Origin of the sequence: Brucella sp. TWI559, from assembly GCF_039674265.1 — a bacterium.
GTDB lineage: Bacteria > Pseudomonadota > Alphaproteobacteria > Rhizobiales > Rhizobiaceae > Brucella > Brucella chromiisoli.
Genome location: NZ_JBDJNE010000022.1, coordinates 1 through 22,698 on the forward strand (window position 1 = coordinate 1; position 22,698 = coordinate 22,698).

A 22,698-nucleotide genomic window follows, 5' to 3' on the forward strand; every position below is an offset into this window, starting at 1 on the left:
AGCCATGGGCGGTGTGCCGGGCTTTATCGTCGAACGCCAGTTGGCGCACTTCAAGCTTGTACATCCTGATTATGAAGCCGGTGTGCGTGCGGCGCTCAAGACGGCGCACGGGTATCAGGCAAATACGATTGCAGTTAATGAGGAAGTGGATGCCGCGGAATAACCTCCGTAAGCTTCTTCATTTCGTGAAAAGCCGGATGCCCCCGCTCCGGCTTTTTGCTTTCAAAGAGCCGATCTGATTGAAACAGATTGGCGTTTTACGTGGGTTGGCTTATGTTCTAAGCGCTTTCTAAAATCGGTTCGTTTTAATTGTTGATTGCCTTTTCCCCTCAATGAAGGCTATGCCCGACACAACAAATGTGAAGGAGCTGAAATGCGGCTTGGCGGACGCCTTCAGGCGGCAATCGAGGTTTTGAATGATATTGAAGCAAACAAGCGCCCGGCTTCCGATGCGCTGAAGGATTGGGGTGCGTCGCACCGCTTTGCCGGCGCAGGTGATCGTGCGGTCATTGGCAATATTGTTTATGACGCGTTGCGGCGCAAACTATCCATCGCGTGGCGCATGGATGCTGATGATGCGCGCGCGCTTGCTTATGGCGCGCTGGTTTCAGAAGGCGGCATGGATTTTGATGCAATTGACGCAACGCTCAATGGCGATAAATTTGCCCCAGAACCTCTGGAATCTGCTCCCCGCGAAGCATGGGCAACGCGAGCCGTCACTGACGCCCCTGCTTATATCCGGGCCGATGTACCTGAATGGTGCGTGCCTTCGCTGGAAGAGTTGTTTGGTGAGCGCTGGGTAGAAGAAGCGGCTGCGCTTTCCATGCGTCCGCCGGTTGATCTTCGGGTCAATCTGCTGAAAACAACGCCCGAAGCCGTTCTTGAAGCACTGGAAAAAGCGGGGGCTGCCAAAGCGCCATTGCTTCAGCAGGCTTTGCGCATTCCTCCGATTGAGGCTTTGGGCCGTCATCCCAATGTGCAGACGGATCAGACATTTCTGGATGGCTGGTTCGAGGTACAGGATCTGGGCTCGCAGCTTGCGGCGCTTTTTGCTGGTGCAAAGCCGGGCGAACAGGTGCTGGATTATTGCGCAGGTGCAGGTGGCAAGACGCTGGCGCTGGCTTCGGCCATGTGCAACAGTGGCCAGGTCCATGCCTATGATGCCGAACGCGCGCGCCTTTCGCCCATGCATGACCGTTTGCAGCGGGCAGGGGTTCGCAACACACAGGTGCATGGCAATCTCGATGCGCTCGCTCCGCTTATTGAGCGCATGGACCTTGTGCTGACAGATGCGCCATGCACAGGTTCGGGCACATGGCGGCGCAGGCCGGATGCAAAATGGCGTCTCAATGATCAGCAGCTGGAGCGGCGTGTGCAGGATCAGCGCGAGGTGCTTGAGGCGGCGAAACATTACGTGAAGCCCGGCGGCAGGCTGGTTTACGTGACCTGTTCGCTCTTTGCCGAAGAGAATACGCGTCAGGTCGAGCGCTTCCTTGCTGAAAACAGCAACTTTACGGAAAAATCTCCCAAGGCAGTCTGGAAAGCCGTTACAGGAGATGCAGCCGGGGTAGAGCCGGTTTTTTCTGCGCATGGCGCCGTATTTTCTCCGCTTTCCATTGACACGGACGGATTTTATGTAAGTGTCTTGGAAAAGCACAATTAAGCTTGGGGGAGCTTAATGCCAGCGCATCGAATTGCGGAACCGGATTTCAAACAGCGTGTCGAGGAGAGTTTTGACCGTCAGGCAGCGATGAAGCTCATCGGTGCGCAGCTGACACGTTGTGAACCGGGCATTGTCGAGGTCGAAATGCCGTTTCGCGAAGAGCTGACGCAGCAACACGGCATTCTTCATGCCGGTATAATTTCTGCAGCACTCGACACTGCCTGCGGTTATGCAGCGCTTAGCCTTATGCCAACGGATGCTGCGGTTCTGACAATCGAATTTAAGGTTAATCTGCTTGCCCCCGGCAGAGGCGATCGTTTCCTGTTTCGTGGCGAGGTGACCAAGCCTGGGCGCACGATTATGGTCAGCGATGGACAGGCTTTTGCAGTCACAGATACGGAAGTGCGGCTTATTGCAACCATGACAGGCACGATGATGGTTGTTCAGGACCGCGAGGGGCTAAAGGGATGATCAAAACCCTTGCAGGCAAACGGCTTCTGTATGTGATGGCGACCGAGGCGGAATATGGCCCGCATCTCAGTTCGCTTTTTTTGCCGCTGATGATCGGCGTGGGTCCGGTCGAGGCGTCCGTCAATCTGACACGTATTCTGACTGTGCTTGAACAGCAGGGTGAATTGCCTGATCTGGTCGTCTGTGTCGGCTCCGCCGGATCGGCGAGGCTTCCCCAAACAGAGGTGTTTCAGGTTTCATCGGTCGCTTATCGCGATATGGATGCTTCGCCTATCGGATTTGAAAAAGGCCGCACACCCTTTCTTGATTTACCTGCAATGATTGATCTGCCTTGCCTTGTTCCGGGGCTGCCAGATGCGTCGCTGTCAACGGGCGCAAACATTGTTTCGGGCAAAGCCTATGAGACAATCGCAACCGACATGGTCGATATGGAGACCTACGCCTGTTTGCGCGCCTGTCAGGCCTTTGGCGTTGCCCTGATAGGGTTGCGTGGCATTTCCGATGGTACCCGTGAATTGCAACATGTCGGCGACTGGACAGAGTATCTGCATGTCATTGATCAGAAGCTTGCGGGCGCGGTGGAGGATCTGGAAAACGCTATTCTGAATGGTGCCGTGACACTTCCTGACAAGGATATGTCAGGATAGGTAAGTTTTCTTGGTTTGATTGTTGAAACGCGGCACTTCGACCATTGCATTTTTGTGGCTTTTTATCTAGATGCTCGGCATGAGCACCACAGCACATCCTGACACTATCCTTATCATCGACTTTGGCAGCCAGGTCACGCAGCTGATTGCACGCCGCGTGCGCGAGGCCGGAGTTTATTCCGAAATCGTTCCGTTCCAGTCTGCGGAAGATGCCTATAAGCGCATCAACCCGAAGGCTGTGATCCTGTCGGGGAGTCCACACTCGACAACGGACATTGGCAGCCCGCGCGCGCCACAGGCAATTTTCGAGGCTGGAATTCCAGTTCTCGGTATCTGCTATGGCGAGCAGACCATGTGCGCGCAGCTGGGTGGTAAGGTCGAAAGCGGCCACGACCGTGAATTCGGTCGCGCGTTTCTTGAAGTTCAGGAAGACAGCGCATTGTTCGCTGGCATCTGGGCCAAGGGCACCCGTCACCAAGTCTGGATGAGCCATGGCGACCGTGTCACCGCACTGCCTGAAGGTTTCAGGGTTATCGGGACATCGCCCAATGCGCCTTTCGCGGCCATTTCGGACGAAAAACGCAAATATTTTGCTGTGCAGTTCCACCCGGAAGTTGTGCACACACCTGATGGCGCAAAGCTGATCCAGAATTTCGTTCACAACATTGTTGGTATCAAGCCAGACTGGACCATGTCTGCTTACCGTGAACAGGCTGTAGAGGCCATTCGCAAGCAGGTGGGCAAGGGTAAGGTTATCTGCGCGCTCTCCGGCGGCGTTGACTCGTCCGTTGCAGCCCTTCTGATTCATGAAGCCGTTGGCGACCAGCTGACCTGCATCCTCGTTGATCATGGTTTGATGCGTAAGAACGAGGCTGCCGATGTGGTTGCGATGTTCAGGGAGCATTATAATCTGCCGCTGATCTTGGTGGATGCGCAGGACCGATTCATTGACGCTCTTGAAGGTGAGAACGATCCGGAAAAGAAGCGGAAGACCATTGGTCGTCTGTTTATTGAAGTTTTTGAAGAGGAAGCGAAAAAGCTTGGCGGCGCAGATTTCCTCGCACAGGGCACGTTGTATCCTGACGTTATTGAAAGCGTTTCATTTACGGGCGGGCCTTCGGTCACAATCAAGTCGCACCACAATGTTGGCGGCTTGCCAGAACGCATGAACATGCAGCTTGTCGAGCCTCTGCGCGAACTTTTCAAAGATGAAGTGCGTGTGCTGGGCAAGGAACTCGGCCTTCCTGACAGCTTTATCGGGCGGCATCCATTCCCTGGTCCAGGTCTTGCGATCCGCTGCCCCGGTGGTATCACGCGCGAAAAGCTTGAAATTCTGCGCGAAGCCGATGCGATTTATCTTGATGAAATCCGCAAGGCTGGCCTTTATGATGTCATCTGGCAGGCATTTGCCGTTCTGCTTCCGGTTCAGACCGTTGGCGTTATGGGTGATGGCCGGACTTATGAATTCGTCTGCGCGCTGCGTGCTGTGACTTCGGTCGACGGTATGACGGCGGACTTCTACCACTACGACATGAACTTCCTTGGCAATGCGGCCACCCGTATCATTAATGAAGTCCGTGGCATCAACCGCGTGGTCTATGACGTGACGTCGAAGCCTCCGGGCACAATCGAGTGGGAATGATTCAGGCCCATCCGAACGTCGCCGATTTTGCGCTGAAATACGATCTAACCAACTGAAAATAAAAATAAATTCCTTCTATGCCTATCGACATCTATCGGTGGGCATAGATCGCGTTTGGCAGCCTCGCTGACGGGCCTCGGGTCCCATTGATCGATGCAGCACTGTCTTGAGCGGGGCGGCGATTTATGCTGCGATCGCAAAATGCCTGCGTACTGGATTTGAGATACATTTAACGTATTCTCCAATGTTTTTGATCACATCATGTCTGGTCTCGAATACCTTGGGCCAGATCAGTTCCGAATTGATCGTGTTGAAGACGGTTTCCACCATCAAATTATCGCAAAAGTTTACTTTTCCGCTCATGGATGGAAGTGTTTTTGTGGACGTTGAGAATTCTGTGTGTACTCATAACACGCATTTTGGCTTGCCCTGTGCGAATGCTGTATCAGCTCGGGCTTTGGCTACCGGATTGCAATAGCCTTCTTCAAAGTGCAGATAGCCTGATCTTTCTTCATCCGAGCCGATAATGCGACAAGAATAAAGATCGGCAAAGATTGCCAGATCAAGCCAGCCTTCTACCGTCCATATGTCGCTAATGTCGACATACCATTTGTAATCCGATTTGTCACAAGGGAAGTCCTCATCCAGAAGACTGGGAGCGATAGGCGCGCCATAATTGCTGTCGGTTGTGCGCTTGATAGCCAAGTCTTCTGCCGCGCCTTCAAGCCAATTTCACGCATCAGTCGCGCCGTGCGGCGCGTCCTGTGTGAATGCCTTTTTTATTCAGTTCGCCATGCATGCAAAGGCAGCCATAGGTTTCACGCGACGGTACAAACTGATTGCGAATGCGGGGCAGGATGATCATAGCGTAGAGCCGCCGACGATTGGGCAGATATCATAACTGTTTATGCTAACAGCCGAAAACGCACACAAACGTGGCAGAGACATGTAGGCCTTCTCAGTCTCGATAAAAGCACATCTTATTGACTTGTCTCTGAGCGAAGAAGGCCGTCGCGTTGCATGGAGAAAACGATCAATGGATCGTTTTCTTATCGTCCTTAAATTCTAAGTATCCCAAATCCGTTCCGAGTGGAAGCCTATTAAAAGATCATGCCTAGACTAGCCAAAATATATCTAATCATTTCACTCTAATGTCCACCTAAATTGAGTGTAGATTGATTTATAGGTACTTGCAAATACAGCGTAAATCGTTTTTACATTATTTAAAGTGATATATCCGGCATATAACGACTTTCCATTATCTTTGGACAATATAATGAAGTTGTCGTTTTCCCATATAGGGTAGAAAAACCAAGTTGGCTTTTCATTGATTTTATACACGGCAGGATTTTTGGTGTCATAATAATTTATATAACCATAATTACTGTTGTTTATATAGTAACTACGTTTACTGGCGCCTTGATTGCTATCTTCGAATATTAATTTATCTCCGTTGTTTAAATATACTTCTTTATAGTCGCTGAAGGACTGTGTATCATCGTGACCTATTCGCATCCTATTGGGTGAATAGAAATTTGTTGAAATGTATCCATCTGTTGCCCCCTCCGTACTGGATTGTTGGGGGTCTACATGTCCATCCTTCAAGAAACTCCAATTCGCAAGCTGACTTGAATCATACTTCAGCGGAAGCTTTGATCCATCGATGCAGAAAAGGCCGGAATTTCCGTACTGGTCGAATATTTCCATATTAATGGGCGTATAAGAGGATGCGCCAATATCAATTTTTCCGAAAGTGCTAAATAGAGACATTTGTATAGCGCCATTTATGTCCTTAATATTACTCACTGAAATATTTCGAACGTCATACGTATCAACTATATATAGTGGGCGCGATTGTATTATAATTCCATTCTTATTTTTTATATTGTTTGGCCATAGATATAATTTATAATCATAAATATTTCTCCTGATTTCCGCTACAGCAAAATCAGGGGGGAGTAGAGCGCGGTCGGAAAGAATGCAGTCAAATATATAGCTACTATACGCAGTCGATCCAATTTGAATTATATAATCCCATTGCCTCCAGTAATTGTCAGGATAAAGAGATATGTTACTATTTTGAGAATCAGCAGGTCCTGCGTAGCTATTTATGCCTAATGAAGATATGTTACTTGTATTATATACAATATGATCTAATAAATTTATGGTAACTCTATCTGTAGGTGAAATTTTTATTCCGTTATTTGTGAACATAAGAGGGGCTGTTGGTGCGTTGGCCCCAATATTATAACCATAGGCGCCTTTATTTTGAGTTGAAATAACCTGTGGCCCAGTTGGCGTTATAATTACCCCAGAAGAATAGGTAAAATATTTACAATTGGTATAATCATTGCATGTAATATAGTAGTTTTTAGACTGTACGCCGATTGTACTGGCTGCGATCTGTTCCAGTTGGCCGCTGGCTGCAATAGGCGCATTGAACCGTGACCCGGATGGATTTGTCGTGTATCGCCAGTTGGCAAAGTCCGCAACGCCCAGTTCACAGCCACTCATATAATCAACTATCTTAGCCGTCTGGAATGGCCAACTGGGTAATAAACCATTTATAAGGTCGCCACTTGGCCCCGCAGCCTGAATGGATACCGCGATCCCTGTTTGATGGCGTCCATTCGCGTAAATTAAACGCGTTCGTTCTGTCGCGTTCGGAAAGTCAAATCGAACATTCGATACAGTCGTCCAGGGGTCATTGAAGTAACATGCATGTACTTGGCTTTTTATGTGACCGCCATCAGGTTTGAGTTCCTTCGGAGGAGTGCTCGCATTGGCTGAGCAAAGCCCCTGAGCGTCACTAACGACAGAAACAGTTTGAGTCCTGCCGTCCGATTGTGTTGTTAAGAGCGCCGTCTTTCTATCGCCCGATAACTGTACACCGTCTGGTTGTTGTAGTGCGAAAACTCCCACGCCAGTCAGGTCAATTTGGAATGGAATATTTGTGTAAGCCGTGCCACTTTCATCTTTAAGATCGACGAATAAATCTTGCTGCGTGACCCCGTCGGCCGCAGCCATATTAAATTCGACCCATTCTTTACTACTATCAGTCGTTTCTACGAGGCTGACTAGGTTGATTTTCAGAGTAGAGGGTACATCGAAAAAGAAGTATTTTTGGTCGTAATCAATATTTTGATCAGCTAAGCTAGCGTTTATTAATCCTGTTTCCCAAATCTTGTCAGAAAAACGAACAGACAGCGTACCGCTTTTGTCTGTATAACCAGTAGCCGACTTGCCATTATTCCCAACTGTGATTCCATTTTCTGGCACGAAGCATGCGCTACATTCGTTTGGGATGATTTCAAGATACATGCGTTTTCCGGCGGCTGGTGCAGCGTTAACAAAAGCCGTTGCCATTGCAGTAATCATTTGTTTGCCGCCAGCTTCAGCCCCATTATTATTTAAAGCGAGTTTGCAAAAGGTGGAGGATGTGGCATCAAAGCTAAATTGCTGCGTCGCGCCTTTGAGAAACTGCATATCTTGAGTCGTGCCTGATACTTGTACCATACCGGACTCGGCACTTGAGTCTGCAATCCCAACCTCAATAGTTTGCCCACCGGCGACGTTAGTTGTATAAACCCGAGGGCGGGCTGCAGGATTTGTCCTGTCTACAAACCAGGCGGTTTCTGAGTCATCAATCTGAAAAGTAAGGGTTGCCTGAACGCTCGGATCAAGTTCTTGTACTGTAGTTACTGCATAAATAATTGAACTTTCATTAGGAATTGTATTAATGTCATTCCAAACATTTGCATAATCATTACTTATTGAGAGATCGATATATGCTTCAGGAGTAAATGTAAAATTTTTAGTGTCGTTAATGTTATGATTATTTGACATTTGAGCTATAATATTACCACTCTCCGGCCTGGTGTCTGTAAAAGATACTTTTACAGATCCCAATATATCGGTAAGCTTTGTAATTTTTGACATTTTATTTTCAGTAAAAACTGCTGATCCGTCAAGAATGAGATCTATAGGCTCGTTGGGTGGGTATGTTCCATTTATATTTAACTGTGCTATCGCTATTATTTCATTAGATCCGTTAGCTATCTGGCTCATTGGTTCTATGTTAAGTGTTATTGTTTGCATTATAATTTCGTCTTCCTGTTTAATAATTGTTTCTAATTTAAGTTAATAAAGTTAAATTATAAAAAGTATTTTTATTTTTGTTGCAATTTGTAATTTTGTTTAAATTTATTAATATTAAATTGTAGTGTAGCGTCTATAGTGATTAATAGTACTTTTTGTAGATAATCTCGTATATTCGTAATCCTTATTTTTAATATGTGTATAGGTCCCTTCTGTATTTTCTTCCCTCTCTAAAAAAGATAGTGGTATTTCTCCTCCGTTGATATTAGGGGGAGGAGAATGTCTAGATGTAGATGATCTCACACTGCCTTGTTGACTATTTATTGAAGGGTCATTGTGTACACTTGGTTCTTGTGGATTATTATTTGGATCGACTATACTTGTATTTGATTCTATTGCACTTGGCGTCTCTCTCCGAGCAATCATAGAATCACCCCCCCCCTTCGGGGACGGTGAGTCCTTCTTTCGCGACCATTAGTGCATCAATTCCGCTCCACGCCGTCATGGCAATCATTGTAGCGAACAGCCCCCATGATACTCCAGCGAGCGCTTTGCTTGTTTTTGCGGCTTGATTTTCCTGCGTGACATCGCCATCAAGAGTATGCAGCACTCTCACCTGTGCATTTTGTCCGATGATTAAGGACGCGGTGCCCGTTGCAATTTGCCCGACAGCTGCTGTGGCGCCGGCAACTTTAACGCCGATTCTTACACTTTTCTTAATCTTGCTATCTGTTAGTGCCGTGCGATTTTCTCCTGTCCCGCGTGTTTCTTCCATCCCGCCTGCGCCACCAGTGTCACTTGCTCTCACAGTATCAGCAGTCATCGCACTGATATCCGTATAAGCACTATATCCAAGGCCTATCCCGATTATGGCACTAAGAACCATTGCTCCGATCAAAAAGCCTTGGCCAACAGTGACATGCCCTGAAGGGTCTGCGAAGTTTATAGGATCGCCTTGGCAATAAGCGTATGGATTGACACCGCCTTGCCCGAAAGGCGACAGGGAGTCTGGGGCATTGAAGCGCATAAGGATTGGATTGAAGGCGCGGTATCCATTTCCCAGGTGATAGTGGCCTGTGATGGGGTCCCTGATTTGTCCATTAAAATCAAGGTCGGCCGTTGGATCCGGGTCTGCATGCAGATAGCCATAGGCGGTGTATGCTCTCAATGCGCTCACGCCCGTCTTGTCGAGTTGAGCCAGGGTGGAGCCCATAGCGGTGGTAATTGCCGCTGAGATGCCTTGCGGGGTTTGATGGGCGAGATACTCACCATTGGCCCGCACCCATCTGTTGATTGTCTGCGTGCCATTTTTGGTATCAATGGCGCAGCTTAAGGCGTTGTCGCGATAGTAAAAGCTGGTTTGCTTGCCATCAGAAAGTGTCTGACTACTAAGCTTGTCAAACGCATCATAAGCATAGGTTAGTGTATTCGTAGCATCCTGCACGGAGTACAGACGTCCGAAGCGGTCATAAGTGAGTTTTCTGCCCGCTTCGTCTTTTACCATGCGCCCCCAGTTGTCATATTCGAGTGCAATGTCTGCAACGGAACTGTCGCTGCAATGCACGCTCAGCAACTGCGTGTTGTCAGTAGCGCTGAAGCCGTATGTAAACTGCTTTGTGCTGCCATCGGCATAGGTGTTCTGTGCCTGGGTGATGTTGCTGAACGCATCATAGGTGAACACCTGATCAGTGAGGGGGAAGCCCAGCGGATCCTGCGGATGGTTTACCCCTGTGCTTTTCCAGTTCGAGAGGCGGTTACGATTATCGTATTCATAAGAATATTTCTGAGTGGCAACAGGGCTTCCAGCTTCCTGAATGCTGCGCGACGACACAAGGCCAAGCAGCGGATCAAATGCCTGCCCCACAGTGAGGGCCTTTGGCATTTTTGTACTGGTATATGTTCTTGCGGTCTCTCTGAGAAACGCATCGCGTGTGATCGTCGCATTCAGCGTGAACGCATCTGACGAATTCAGTACGCTCCAGCCAGATATGTGTCCATTATTGTAGCTAAAATCTGCCTGAACGTCCGTCCCGCTCACCGAATTCAGGCTGCCATCGTTCTTATTATAAGTGAACTTTGTGACTGTACCATCCACATCTGTTTGGCTCAGTCTTCTACCAAGAACAGACCATTTCGTTTCTTCCAATAGGACTTTTCCCGCTCTTGCATACGTCTTTTCATTCACACGCCCAAGACTGTCGTAAGCATAAGTAGTAACAAGGCCACCTGTTTCGCTTGCGACAGACAAACGTCCAATAGAGCTGTAATAATACTTCTTGGAAGAGTTTGAAGCGTCTATCTGTGTAATAACTTCCCCGAGGTAGACGTTATATTTATACGTAAGATGGAAACCATCTGGAGAGTAGACCTGCGATGGTTTCTGTGAGATGCATTGATCGCTGTCACTGTATGAATATCTCCACTGCCGACCACCATTTGTAGCAGTTTTGAGCCGATCAAAGCCATCAAACTCCTGCTGCCCCATATCAACAGGCTTAGTCGTGCCTGGCTTCTGTATCTGAAGCGAGCAAGCCAACGACTGAGTGCTATAGGGAACATAAGATTTGATGACAACGCTACCATCTGGCAGGCCCGTGCGGACAACACGCCCCCAGCTGTCATAGCTATATGTTGTTTTACGACCCTTGCCGTCCACATGCTCGCGCAGGCGACCCGCACCATCATAAGCCTGTTTGATCTTGCTGATGGACGTGCCATCCGCTCCTAACGTCTCTTCAGAGAGCGGCAGGCCACGATTGTCATAGGTTGTAACTTTGGCAGCCTTGCTGCCGTCACTCCAGCTGTGTGTGACTGTTTGTCCAATCGGATCATTGATCTGAGTTTCCGTATAGCCACTGCTCTCAACGGAAGAACTTACACTCCCCCAATTGTCATAGCTGTATTGAACACTGGAATGAATAATGAGACCGTGTGAGACCTTATCGTCTGACACCTTATCCATATCATAATCGCTATAGGTCAATGCAGCGGTTTTACCGAGCCAGTTGTAGGCATATGTCTTCCCGGTCAGCCAGGTATCTTCGACCAGTACCTCCTCCCGCCAGGGACGCAGGCTACCATCATACCATCGCCGGACTTTATTGCCGTCCGGTGTTGTGAGCGTTTTTACCGGCAGCTTTGTATCATCCTTAAGGGGCGAGTCCTCAAAGGTCGTGTCAAGCTGATAGGTCCGTGCATTCGATGTGCCGTTGGCCAGTGTCCGCTTTGTTTCCTGTCCATAAATATCATATTCATACGTTGTCGAAACGCCAAGCTGATCAACCGCCTCACACAGCCGCCCCGTCAAACAGGAATGCCGCTCTATCGTCTGGGCAGACAGGGTATCAAACGTTTGAAGCTTTTTCGTAATACTGAGAACATTCAAGCTTGAATCATATGAATAGGTATATGTTGCCGTATAAGGATAGCTCTTCTTATCCTCACCATAGAATGTCTCTGTCTCTGTTTGCACACGCCCAAAATTTAAGGCAGAAGAAGTGTCTTTAAAATATGTAGTATCCAGCTGCCTGATCAGTTTTTTCTGATAAAACTGCTTTTCCTGGCTCTTTAAAACAGCATAGGAAACGGGCTGCGTCTCATCATCAGGGCTGCCACCTGTACTCAGCTTCGTATAGCTGTATTCTGTTCTTTCAACTTCACCAGGCCAGACATCACCATCAAGGCCAGTCGTTTGAGGCGTCGTCACTGTCTTTGACTTCATATAAGACAACAGCCCCTCAGGACTGACCGGGCAGTTCGGGTCTTCGGTGTTCCTGTCGTAGTAAGTCCAGTCTGTGCGTGTTCCGTCATCAGCGGTGTGTGACGCACGCGTTCCATCATCATTATAAGTAAAGGTGTCGGTTATAAGTCTTCCAGGAATATCATTCTTGATAAACTGGTTCGTAATACGCGATGGCTTGTTGTAATATAAGGGCAAATCATCAAATTTTGTGCCACTTGAATAACTGTATTCAGTCTTCTTGACATGAACACAAGTGTCATGGGTCAGCGTTTCTGATTCAATGAGATGATACTTGTTGAAGACAAGCTGCTTCTTTAAATTATGACCATCGGGAGCGATCGTCGTTTCAACCATGCTATATTTGTAATCTGCATCGTCACAATTATAGAGGTTATCGTGGGCGTTATCGGTCATTGGAAAGCTGCCGCCATAACCCAGATAATTATGCCCATGATATTCGGGTGGTGCAAAATCATATTCGATAAGCTGAGAGGGCTGCCCAGCCTGGATGGTCTTTGTATAAGTCTTGGCACATGGCAAAGCCGTGCGCCCCATCGCACTCGGGAAAGCCTGCGCCTCCGAACGATAAGAGACTTCTTCAATCAGACCCGTCGGATGCTGCACTTTGGTAAGAAAAGCGACAGAATCGCCAAATCCATCATCGTAAGAAAAGTCGTAACTGAAAATCCATTCTCTCTCCCCTATCGTCAGGTGCTGCATCATCCCCTGTTTCTGCACAGAGACAACATCAAAACATGCGGTTGTACTATCGGGAAAGAAGGTAAGCGTGGCGTCACCATCATCATAGGTCGCGCGCATGAAAAACTGGCCGTCATTATCAGAAATAGAGGCAATCTTACTGTGAACCTCCTCCGATTTAACCCAGGTCAAATTCAGTTGCTCACCAAGAGGACTGAAAAGAGTACTCGGATACCAAAGCCCGCTATTATCCGCAGCAAGCACCTCAACACCACCGCCCACATGACCAACACGGTAAGCATCCACACCATCAAAGCGACTTAGCTTTGCAGACGTTATTTTCTGCTGCGTCAGCGTAAAATTCTCGGCACCTTCAACACCATAAACCCCACCATCCGCCGAATAAAGCCGGCGCAGCCGACCGTCCGAACCTTCATCATACGTCGTCCAGTTAAAGCGCCAGCCACGACCAAATCCATAATCATCCACAGAAAGAGGATCATACCCAATGCTAAGTCCAAGATGAGGACCCTTGCCCTTGTTACCAACAAGATTGGCTAACTCAACAGTCGCTCCAAAAAGACCAGTCCGCGGATCAACACTACTATTCTCAGCAGGTCCAAAATTACCCGCATTCGTCGTGAAAGCACTCATAAAAAAATCCCTACGAATAAAATATCTGTAGAGTTGAGCAACATTAATGAGGCGCAGCAAGCTGGTATTTGTTGGGGGCGCGCGGCGGTGAATGCTTCTCATGTTAGGGGTGGGAAAATTTAGATAAGAAGCGCGGCAATCTGAATAAGTTAAACTTACCGCTTGAGGCTGAGCAAAAAGTCTGCCTGTTAATAAAGAGGCTGAAAGGTTAACGGGTGGTGATGGCACAGTGCAGCGCCCAGAAACTAAAGCGTGTTCTACAATCAGCTGTCAGTACAGCAAAATTTCACTACCTTTGACAATCAGATCATTTTCAAAGTCACTATAAGCAATATGAAAGTGATAGAAAATGTTACCCCAAATTACCCGCGGTTATCGGGTTTTAAAGTCGAATCTTCGATGAGCGATATGCGACTATTAAGTCAGCAATATCTAATATTGTAAATGGGCGCAAACATATGGCTTTTTGGATGCATCTCGGATCAGCCAGATAATGGCGTGGGAGGATAGAAGCCGGGAAAGCAACTGATCCATTGGATTAGTTGCCCAGAGATGTAAGTGCGGACTGAAGGGGATTGTGCGAAGATGAGTGTAAAAACAAAGCTTTTACAAAAGGTTCAGGGATTCATCGCACAATGGATTTGAGCGTATTACAATGAGCGCCCCCAATAGGAGCTTTCGGGATACCCCGCAAAGAGACTAAAAATAGCTGCGTAAACTTTTCTGAAAAACTCCGTTAAATACGGCCGGATTATCCTACGGCGCTGAAAGTGTGATCCCATATTGACTGGTATGGTAGTATGGTATAAGCAGAAAAATGAGGAGATTAAATCATGCAGAGCCCATTGGTGCGACCAACGCATGTCAGTGTCGTGGATCAGCTTTACGCAACATTGCGGGCTGCCATCATTGACAATTTATTGTCGCCGGGCACGCGGATTTCGGAAGCTGATGTGGCTCAACAATATGGCGTCAGCCGCCAACCCGTACGCGAGGCTTTTATTACGCTTGCCAATGAAGGCTTGCTCGAGGTTCGCCCTCAGCGAGGCACGTTTGTTGCAAAAATTTCACTGCAAGCGGTTATGGATGCCCGTTTCGTTCGCGAGGCTGTCGAGGCGGACATTGTGAAGCTTCTGGCCCAATCGCCTGACGAAGCGCTTGTCACAGAACTGCGTGCATTGCTTGTTCGTCAAGAAGAGCTCATCGGCGGATCGGCTCGCGATTTCATGGATGCAGATGAAATATTCCACCGCACACTTGCTGAAGGCGCTGACAAAGGCAAAGCCTGGCGGGTGGTGGTTGAAATGAAGGCCCAGATGGATCGGGTGCGTTTTCTTTCAAGTATGCATTTTCCTGTTGCGCGCCTGATCGCTCAACACCGTGAGGTGGTTGATGCCATTGCCGCAGGAGACGTGGCGAGAGCCGAACAATTCATGCGGCAGCACCTTCAGGGGATTTTGATTGATCTGCCTGTCATCGAGCAGGAGCGGCCCGAGTATTTTCTATAGTGCCGGAAAACAATGGCGCTGAAATCATTCCAGAGGAGGAAAGAATGAAGTTTCGATCTTTTAAACACATAGCAGCAACCTGCGCCATGCTTGCCGTGATGGGCGGGACCTCGTTTGCACAGGAGGTCACGCTTAAACTTGGTCATCTCGCCAATGAAGAAAACATCTGGCACAAGGCTGCGTTGAAATTTGCAGACGAAGTCAAATCCCGCACCGAAGGACGGGTGGCGGTCGAAGTTTATCCGAATGAATCGCTCGGCAAGGAAATCGACGTCATCAACGGCATGCAGCTCGGCACTGCCGATATGACCATCACCGGCGAGAGCCTTCAAAATTGGGCACCGAAAGCCGCTTTGCTGGCTTTGCCATATGGATACAAGTCGCTTGAGCATATGGACAAGGTTGCATCCGGCGATATAGGCAAGCAGATTGAAGCCGAAATTATTGAGAAGGCGGCTATTCGACCGCTGACATATTTCGCGCGTGGGCCGCGCAACCTTTCAGCCAATCGTGAGATCACGAAGCCTGATGATTTGAAGGGCTTCAAGGCTCGCGTACCAAATGTGCCTATTTTCGTGGCTGCATGGCAATCGCTGGGTGCCAACCCTACCCCTATGGCTTTTTCGGAAGTCTTTACCTCGCTTCAGAACGGCACCATCGAAGGGCAGGAAAATCCGCTTGCTCTGTTCAAGTCGGGTGGCTTTTATGAAGTTCAAAAAGTCGTCAACAAGACTGAACATGTTCGCTCGTGGATTTATCTCACCATATCAGAGCGTAGCTGGAACAAATTGTCGGAAGCTGATCAGGCCGCTTTGCTGGAAGCTGCCAAGATCACACAAGCCTACGAACGCGAACTGTTTACCGCTGACGAAAAAGCACTCGTTACCGATCTCGAAGCACATGGTGTGAAATTCGTGGACGTCGATCAGGCCGCTTTCGCCAACAAGGCGAAAGATGCCGTCATCGCGTCTGTGCCGCAGGAAATCCGACCATTGGCCGAACAGGTTTTCAACGACTGAGATAAAGGCTCTGCCGGATTAAATCCGGCAGCTACCCTGTCGAGGACACCATGACAAAAGCATTCAAAGGATTGGAGGGCGTATTTCGCCTTCTGATACTCGCAACATTTCTTGTGCTGATCGGCGCTGTTCTGCTGCAGGTTTACGCACGCACGTTCCTGAGCACGGCTCCTGTCTGGACGGAAGAGCTGACCCGGTTCTGCCTGCTCTATATAGGTGCGCTCGGCGCTGGCCTTGCCCTGCGCAGCGGCGATATGGTCAATGTTGATCTGATATGTGAGAGCTTGCCCGGACGGTTGCCCTGGCTGTTGCGACTGGTCAGCGCAATCTTGACATTGGTGTTTGCAGCCATCCTTTTGCCCGCCGCATGGGACTACACCACCATTGGCAGCCGTCAGACGGCACCTTCTCTGGGTTGGAGAATGGATATCATCCACGCCTCGCAGCTTATTTTGTTTGTTGCCCTGATCATTTGGGCGCTGATGCGTATCATTGAGATGCTGACAGGCCGCCATGATGGGCGCCCCATCCCCAATTCGGAGGAAAACTGATGGGTCTGACCCTTCTTCTTGGCACATTTGTGCTCGGTCTGGTCATCGGTCTACCCGTGGCCGTCACATTGGGCCTGTCTTCAATGGCCTATCTCCTGTTTGCCGATATTCCGCTCGTTGTCATTCCTCAGAAAATGTATGCCGGGATGGACAGTTTCGTGCTGCTCTGTATTCCGGGCTTTATTCTGGCGGGCAATTTGATGAATTCCGGTGGCATTACGGAGCGTATCATTCGCTTTGCCAACGCTTTGGTTGGATGGATGCGCGGTGGACTTGCACAAGCCAATATCGCAGCCTCCATGCTTTTTGGCGGCATTTCCGGCACTGCGGTTGCCGATGTTGCATCCGTTGGCGGCATGATGATCCCCGGCATGAAAAAAGTCGGATATCCTGCCTCTTTCTCGGCAGCTGTGACCGCGGCATCATCCACAGTCGGTCCAATGATCCCGCCGAGCGTTCCGATGATTATTGTCGGCTCGCTCTCCGGGCTTTCAGTCGGAAAACTGTTTCTGGCTGGCGCAGTTCCTGGTTTGCTGATGGGTTTTGCGATGATGGTAACAACCTATTTCATCGCAAAGAAAAAGAATTTCCCGCGTGAAAGCTGGAAGGGCGTTCGGGAGTTGTTCACGTCGTTCACTGGCGCGATCTGGGCTATTGCAATGACTGCGCTGATCGTCGGCGGCTTGCTGATCGGGATAACCACACCAACCGAAACTGCTGTGGTGGCATGTCTTTATGCAGCACTCGTGGGCCTGTTCATCTATCGCGAACTGCCGGTAAGCCGTATTCCCAAAATCATTATCGACAGTGCAATCAGTTCTGCCGGCATTCTGGTGCTGGTAGGCACTGCAAATGTTTTTGGCTGGATTTTGGTTGCAGAGCGCATTCCCCAGACACTGGCCAATGCAGTTCTTTCGTTTACGGACAACAAGTTCGTTGTGATTTTGCTGATTAACATTTTGCTTCTGTTCGTTGGCATGTTCATGGAAACGATTGCCGCGCTGATCATCCTGTTTGTGCCTTTGCAGGCACTGGCTATCGCCGTCGGTATTGACCCCATTCACTTTGCCTGTTTTGCAGTGTTGAACCTGATGATCGGTCTGACGACCCCTCCCGTCGGTGTTTGCCTGTTTGTGGCGTCAAATATCGCACGACTCCCTCTATCACCGGTGATCAGAGCGATTATTCCCTACATCATCACCAATATTATCGTTCTTCTCATGGTCAGCTACTTCGCGCCTTTGGCGACATGGTTGCCCAACACTTTGATGCCTTGAGGTTGTGATGACGGAACAATCGGTAACACGTGTCGTTTGCCTTCATGCGCAGGATGATTTGCGCATTGAGAACAGGCCGCTCGAAACACCGGGGCCAGGTCAGGTCCTGGTCGCAATTCAGGCTGGCGGAATTTGTGGATCTGATCTGCATTACTGGCTGGAAGGCGGTATCGGAACCATTCGTGTTCGCGAGCCGATCATCTTGGGGCATGAGGCATCCGGGCGCATCGAAGCGCTCGGTGAAGGGGTGACGGGTCTGAGGCCTGGCCAGCTTGTGGCCTTGAACCCGTCCCAGCCTTGCGGTACGTGCCGTTTTTGCCAGCAGGGCCTTGCGCGCCACTGCACTGCGATGCGGTTTAAAGGTTCTGCAATGTATCTTCCGCATCAGCAAGGCATGTTTCGCGACAGGATCGTCATTGAAGCGGATCAATGCTTTGCCGTGCCTGATGACATTGATCCGGGTGCTGCCGCCTGTTCAGAGCCGCTGGCTGTGTGTTTGCATGCAGCCAATCGGGGTGAGGCAATTGCCGGCAGCCTGTCCGGCAAAGTCGTGCTGGTGACGGGAGCGGGCCCGATTGGCGCGCTTTGTGTTGCCGTGGCAAAAAAGCGGGGCGCTTCCGAAATTATCGTGACGGATATTCAGGACGCGACACTGGCGATTGCTGCAAAAATGGGCGCTGATCAGACAGTCAATATTGCGGCCAATCCAACCGGCCTTGACCGATGGAAAGACGATAAAGGCAAGGTTGATCTCGTGTTTGAGTGTTCCGCCGCAGCTCCCGCAATCAATGATGCAATTTCGTGTTTGCGTCCACTCGGCACGATGGTGCAAGTGGGTGTTGCAGGGCCTACAACCATGCCATTGAATGTGATGGTTGGTAAGGAAATTCAGTTTATCGGTTCGCAGCGTTTCGATACCGAATTCGTTGATGCTGTGCAGCTTATCGGATCGCGCGCAATCGACCCACGCCCGATCATTACATCCACTTTGCCTGTGACCGACGCGCTTGCCGCATTTTGTGCGGCAACCGACCGTTCCCAATCGGTCAAGGTTCAAATTACTTTTGCCGCTGCATCTGCACGGCACTGAAAACAGAGAGACGACACTATGAGACAGACCTGGCGCTGGTTCGGCCCCAAGGACCTGGTATCCATCGATGATATGTTGCAGGCAGGAGTGGAAGGCGTTGTAACAGCCCTTCACCATGTTGCGACGGGCGTCGTCTGGTCGCCTGCAGAAATTGAAAAGCGAAAACAAGACGTCGCCTACATGAAGAACGGGGAAGCCTCCGGTCTTCGGTGGGAGGTCGTTGAAAGCCTTCCGGTTTCTGAGGATATCAAACGCCAGACGGGTGATTGGAAAACACATATCGCAAACTGGAAGACCTCCATGCGAAACCTGCGTGATGCAGGTGTTGAGGTCATCTGCTATAATTTTATGCCGATCCTCGACTGGACGCGCACTGATCTGGCGTATCGATTGCCAAATGGCGCCACCTGTATGCGCTACGACGCGATTGATTTTGCAGCCTTTGATTTGTTTCTTTTACAACGCAACGGCGCATCGGATGATTATAGTCCAGAGGTCTATGAGGCGGCACACAAGCGGTTTGCAGACATGCCTGAGGCACGACGTCTGGAGCTCTCGGGGAATGTCGTGTTTGGCTTGCCCGGTGCCGCTGAACGCATGTCGATGGATGATGTGAAGCGTCATCTTGCGCATTACGACAATATTTCGCCTGAACGTCTCCGGGGGCATCTGATTGATTTTCTGGCAGAGGTCAGCCCGCTGGCAGAAGAACTTGGTGTGCGTTTATGCTGCCACCCGGATGATCCACCGTTTTCGCTGCTTGGTCTGCCGCGCATCATGTCGACGGAAGCCGATTATAAGGCCGTGATGGATGCGGTGAATATTCCGGCAAATGGCATTACGCTTTGCACCGGATCACTGGGCACACGCGCTGATAATGATCTGCCGGGTATGATGAAGCGGCTGGGCGATCGGGTGCATTTTCTGCATCTGCGCAATGTCGCCCTTGAAGAACCGCATCTTGGTGGATCGTTCCATGAGGCCGCTCATCTGGAAGGCCATACCGATATGGTTGCCATGATTGCAGCCATTCTTGCCGAAGAAAATCGGCGCAAGCTTGCGGGCCGCGCAGACTGGCAAATTCCAATGCGGCCTGATCATGGTCAGGACATTCTGGATGATCTGAACAGAAAAGCGCAGCCGGGTTATCCGTCCATTGGTCGGTTGAAAGGGCTGGCGGAATTGCGCGGGATCATGACCGCCCTGTCGCATCCAGATGTCAGGGTGGTGGAATGACAAGACTTTCGGCGCAGGCAAATCTGGGTGCATCGGCCAGTTGGCCTGCTTACACACCGCAGAACCATGGGGCTGGAATTGTCCATTTGGGGCTTGGCAATTTTGCACGCGCTCATCTGCTTGCTTACACCGATGCTGCTCTCGCACAAAATGGCGGCGACTGGCGTGTTATCGGCGTATCGCTGCGTGGAACGTCTGTTGCGGAGAGTTTAAATCCACAGAATGGTCATTACACGCTGATCACACGCGGCGCGACCACAGAGGCACGGGTGATCGGCGCGCTTGAACGGGTATTGGCCGGACCTGATGTTAGTGGCGATGCATTGGAAGCCATGGCATCTCCTGGCTGCCGTATTGTCAGTTTGACGGTGACGGAAAAAGGATATGGTATCACCAGCGATGGTCAGCTTGATGATAGCCATCCTGCGGTCGCTTTCGACCTTGCAAATCCTGATGCGCCCAGGGGAGTGATCGGACTGATTGTCGGTTCTCTGAACCGCAGAATGCATTTGGGATTGCAGCCATTCACTGTGTTGAGCTGTGATAACCTGTCTCATAATGGCGAGAAACTGCGCAACGCAGTCCTGACTTTTGCACGCAAAACCCACGGTGAGAGGCTTTCCCATTGGATAGCAAACAATGTCAGCTTTCCTTCATCCATGGTGGATCGCATTACACCCGCATCAAACGCCGATACGACCAAACTGGCCGGAGAACTGAGCGGGCGGGACGATCATGCAGCAGTCGAAACCGAGCCATTCACGCAATGGGTCATAGAGGATCAATTCTGTGCTGGACGGCCAGAATGGGAATGCGCTGGCGTCCTGTTTGTCGATGACGTGACGCCATATGAACGCATGAAACTTCGCATGCTCAATGGTGCGCATTCCATGCTTGCCTATAGCGGGCAATTGGCCGGAAAAGCACTTGTACGCGATGTTATGGCTGACCTTGATCATGCCGCCCTTGTTCGGCGCCATCTTGCCGCAGCGGCCGCGACTGTCGAAGGACTAACGATTGATCTTGATGAGTATGCTTCAGCATTGGCCGAACGATTTTCCAATCCAGCTATAGCACATTCTACGGCACAGATCGCGATGGATGGGACGCAAAAGCTTCCTCAACGCATAACCGCACCGGCAATGGAGACGATTGCAGCGGGCGGATCCACGCGCCCTTTTGCATTTTCCTTGGCGGCCTGGCTTGCTTATCTTGTTCGCAAAGATAGGTATGGAAATCCGCAAGCGTTGAATGACCCGCGTGCAATGGAGCTTCAGAGCGCCTTAAAACATGCGGCAACTGCGGATGATATAATTCGCTCAGTTGCGCTCGTTTGCCCTGACATTCTTCCAGAGACGTTAATCAACGGCGTTTTCGGCGCCATGCTCAGGGATATGGTTGATGGCATCCAATCCGAAGGCATGGCCGCTTTCATCAAGCATGAGGCACAAAGGGTTGAATAAAGCATAATCTGCCCGAAGCGAAAGTCATGGGATTATGCTTTAACGCCTTCTAAGCAGCAGCCTTCATATGGTGGGTAACCTGCTGATAGGGTATTTTTATTCCCGCCTCGTCAAAAGAGGTTTTAACAGATTTGGTGGTGTTGCGAACGACGTCCCAATAATGATTGCTGTCAATCCAATAGCGATAGCACAAGATAACAGCACTATCGCCCAACTCATCAACAAAGAAGGTGGGCTTTGGCTCTTGAAGCACTCCCTCCTGTGACAAGACAATCTTCTGAATTATTGAGAACGCATTATCGATATTGTCGTCGTATCCTATACGCACTTTGAAGTCGTGCATCCTCATCTTGAGGCGGCTATAGTTGATAACCGACGTGTTCCAAAGCGTTGAATTCGGAGCCATAATGTAAATGCCGTCATAAGATTTAAGCTCTGTTGTAAACAAGCCTATCTCTTCAACTGTGCCGACAACACTGCCTGCACTTATAAACTCCCCAACCCGAAACGGGCGAAGAACAAGAAGCATAATGCCTGCCGCAATGTTTTGAAGTGTGCCCTGCAAGGCAAGCCCAATGGCGAGGCCTATTGCGCCCAATGCTGCAAGGATTGAGGCAGTCTGAACGCCAAATTGGCCCAGAACCATCACAAAAACGATGGCAAGAACACTGTAGCGGATGACGCCGCCAAAAAACTTTGAAATTGTCTTGTCGAGGCCGCGGATGCCCGATAGCGAGGTGACGGTCCAGCGTTGAAGGGTTCCCGCTAAAATCCACCCTGCACAAAGGATTACAATTGCGCCCAGGGTTGATAGCGAATAGCGCAAAAGCAGATCGGATATCTGGAACAGAAATTGATTGGTGCGTTCAAAGACTTCGGTCGCTTTTTGGTCCATTATTCCTATCTCGATTGTTGGTATTTAAAATTCTCACGTATCG

14 protein-coding genes and 2 pseudogenes are annotated in these 22,698 nt (G+C 49.7%); 12 read left to right on the top strand and 4 right to left on the bottom strand.

Features of this window, described 5'->3' with window-relative positions; translation table 11 throughout:
- The 5 genes and pseudogenes from ABE530_RS17540 to guaA form a co-directional block, all read left to right on the top strand.
- Window positions 1–163: pseudogene (locus ABE530_RS17540) on the top strand (catalase); the annotation flags it as partial.
- Window positions 164–373: 210 nt separating this feature from the next.
- Complete coding sequence (locus ABE530_RS17545; protein ID WP_499695393.1) at window positions 374–1,663, top strand: RsmB/NOP family class I SAM-dependent RNA methyltransferase; 1,290 nt, start codon at window positions 374–376, stop codon at window positions 1,661–1,663.
- 15 nt (window positions 1,664–1,678) lie between these two features.
- On the top strand, window positions 1,679–2,134 hold the full coding sequence (locus tag ABE530_RS17550) for a PaaI family thioesterase (protein ID WP_265986307.1): 456 nt from the start codon (window positions 1,679–1,681) through the stop codon (window positions 2,132–2,134).
- The gene (locus ABE530_RS17555) at window positions 2,131–2,781 is read left to right on the top strand and encodes a 5'-methylthioadenosine/S-adenosylhomocysteine nucleosidase (RefSeq protein ID WP_499695394.1); all 651 of its coding nucleotides are present in this window, start codon (window positions 2,131–2,133) and stop codon (window positions 2,779–2,781) included. The genes ABE530_RS17550 and ABE530_RS17555 overlap by 4 nt, the downstream gene beginning before the upstream one ends.
- Window positions 2,782–2,860: 79 nt before the next feature.
- Window positions 2,861–4,423 (top strand): glutamine-hydrolyzing GMP synthase, encoded by a 1,563-nt coding sequence (gene guaA, locus ABE530_RS17560; RefSeq protein ID WP_265986304.1) that lies wholly within the window; start codon window positions 2,861–2,863, stop codon window positions 4,421–4,423.
- Window positions 4,424–4,624: 201 nt separating this feature from the next.
- Here guaA and ABE530_RS17565 read toward each other — a convergent pair.
- The 3 genes and pseudogenes from ABE530_RS17565 to ABE530_RS17575 form a co-directional block, all read right to left on the bottom strand.
- Window positions 4,625–5,436: pseudogene (locus tag ABE530_RS17565) on the bottom strand (IS3 family transposase); the annotation flags it as partial.
- Window positions 5,437–5,566: 130 nt separating this feature from the next.
- Complete coding sequence (locus tag ABE530_RS17570) at window positions 5,567–8,521, bottom strand: hypothetical protein (RefSeq protein WP_499695395.1); 2,955 nt, start codon at window positions 8,519–8,521, stop codon at window positions 5,567–5,569.
- Between the two features lie 430 nt (window positions 8,522–8,951).
- On the bottom strand, window positions 8,952–13,616 hold the full coding sequence (locus tag ABE530_RS17575) for an RHS repeat-associated core domain-containing protein (RefSeq protein WP_499695396.1): 4,665 nt from the start codon (window positions 13,614–13,616) through the stop codon (window positions 8,952–8,954).
- 833 nt (window positions 13,617–14,449) lie between these two features.
- On the opposite strand from ABE530_RS17575, the gene ABE530_RS17580 reads away from it, so the two are divergent.
- Genes ABE530_RS17580 through ABE530_RS17610 form a run of 7 tightly spaced genes read left to right on the top strand, consistent with a single transcriptional unit; the run spans window position 14,450 to window position 21,760 of the window.
- Entirely contained in the window at window positions 14,450–15,124 is a 675-nt protein-coding gene (locus tag ABE530_RS17580) for a GntR family transcriptional regulator (protein ID WP_499695397.1), read from the top strand.
- Between the two features lie 44 nt (window positions 15,125–15,168).
- Window positions 15,169–16,143 carry a TRAP transporter substrate-binding protein gene (locus ABE530_RS17585; protein WP_499695398.1) on the top strand — a complete coding sequence of 325 codons (975 nt, stop codon included), beginning with the start codon at window positions 15,169–15,171 and terminating at the stop codon, window positions 16,141–16,143.
- A 50-nt stretch (window positions 16,144–16,193) separates the two neighbouring features.
- Window positions 16,194–16,694 carry a TRAP transporter small permease gene (locus ABE530_RS17590; protein WP_499695399.1) on the top strand — a complete coding sequence of 167 codons (501 nt, stop codon included), beginning with the start codon at window positions 16,194–16,196 and terminating at the stop codon, window positions 16,692–16,694.
- Entirely contained in the window at window positions 16,694–17,971 is a 1,278-nt protein-coding gene (locus tag ABE530_RS17595) for a TRAP transporter large permease (RefSeq protein WP_396998355.1), read from the top strand. Before ABE530_RS17590 ends, ABE530_RS17595 begins: the two co-directional genes overlap by 1 nt.
- A 7-nt stretch (window positions 17,972–17,978) precedes the next feature.
- On the top strand, window positions 17,979–19,061 hold the full coding sequence (locus ABE530_RS17600; protein ID WP_499695400.1) for an L-idonate 5-dehydrogenase: 1,083 nt from the start codon (window positions 17,979–17,981) through the stop codon (window positions 19,059–19,061).
- A gap of 18 nt (window positions 19,062–19,079) precedes the next feature.
- Window positions 19,080–20,297 (top strand): mannonate dehydratase, encoded by a 1,218-nt coding sequence (gene uxuA / locus ABE530_RS17605; protein WP_499695401.1) that lies wholly within the window; start codon window positions 19,080–19,082, stop codon window positions 20,295–20,297.
- Complete coding sequence (locus tag ABE530_RS17610; protein WP_499695402.1) at window positions 20,294–21,760, top strand: mannitol dehydrogenase family protein; 1,467 nt, start codon at window positions 20,294–20,296, stop codon at window positions 21,758–21,760. The genes uxuA and ABE530_RS17610 overlap by 4 nt, the downstream gene beginning before the upstream one ends.
- A 49-nt stretch (window positions 21,761–21,809) precedes the next feature.
- On the opposite strand, the gene ABE530_RS17615 is transcribed toward ABE530_RS17610, so the two are convergent.
- Window positions 21,810–22,655 (bottom strand): mechanosensitive ion channel family protein, encoded by an 846-nt coding sequence (locus ABE530_RS17615; protein WP_499695403.1) that lies wholly within the window; start codon window positions 22,653–22,655, stop codon window positions 21,810–21,812.
- Window positions 22,656–22,698 lie beyond the last annotated feature (43 nt).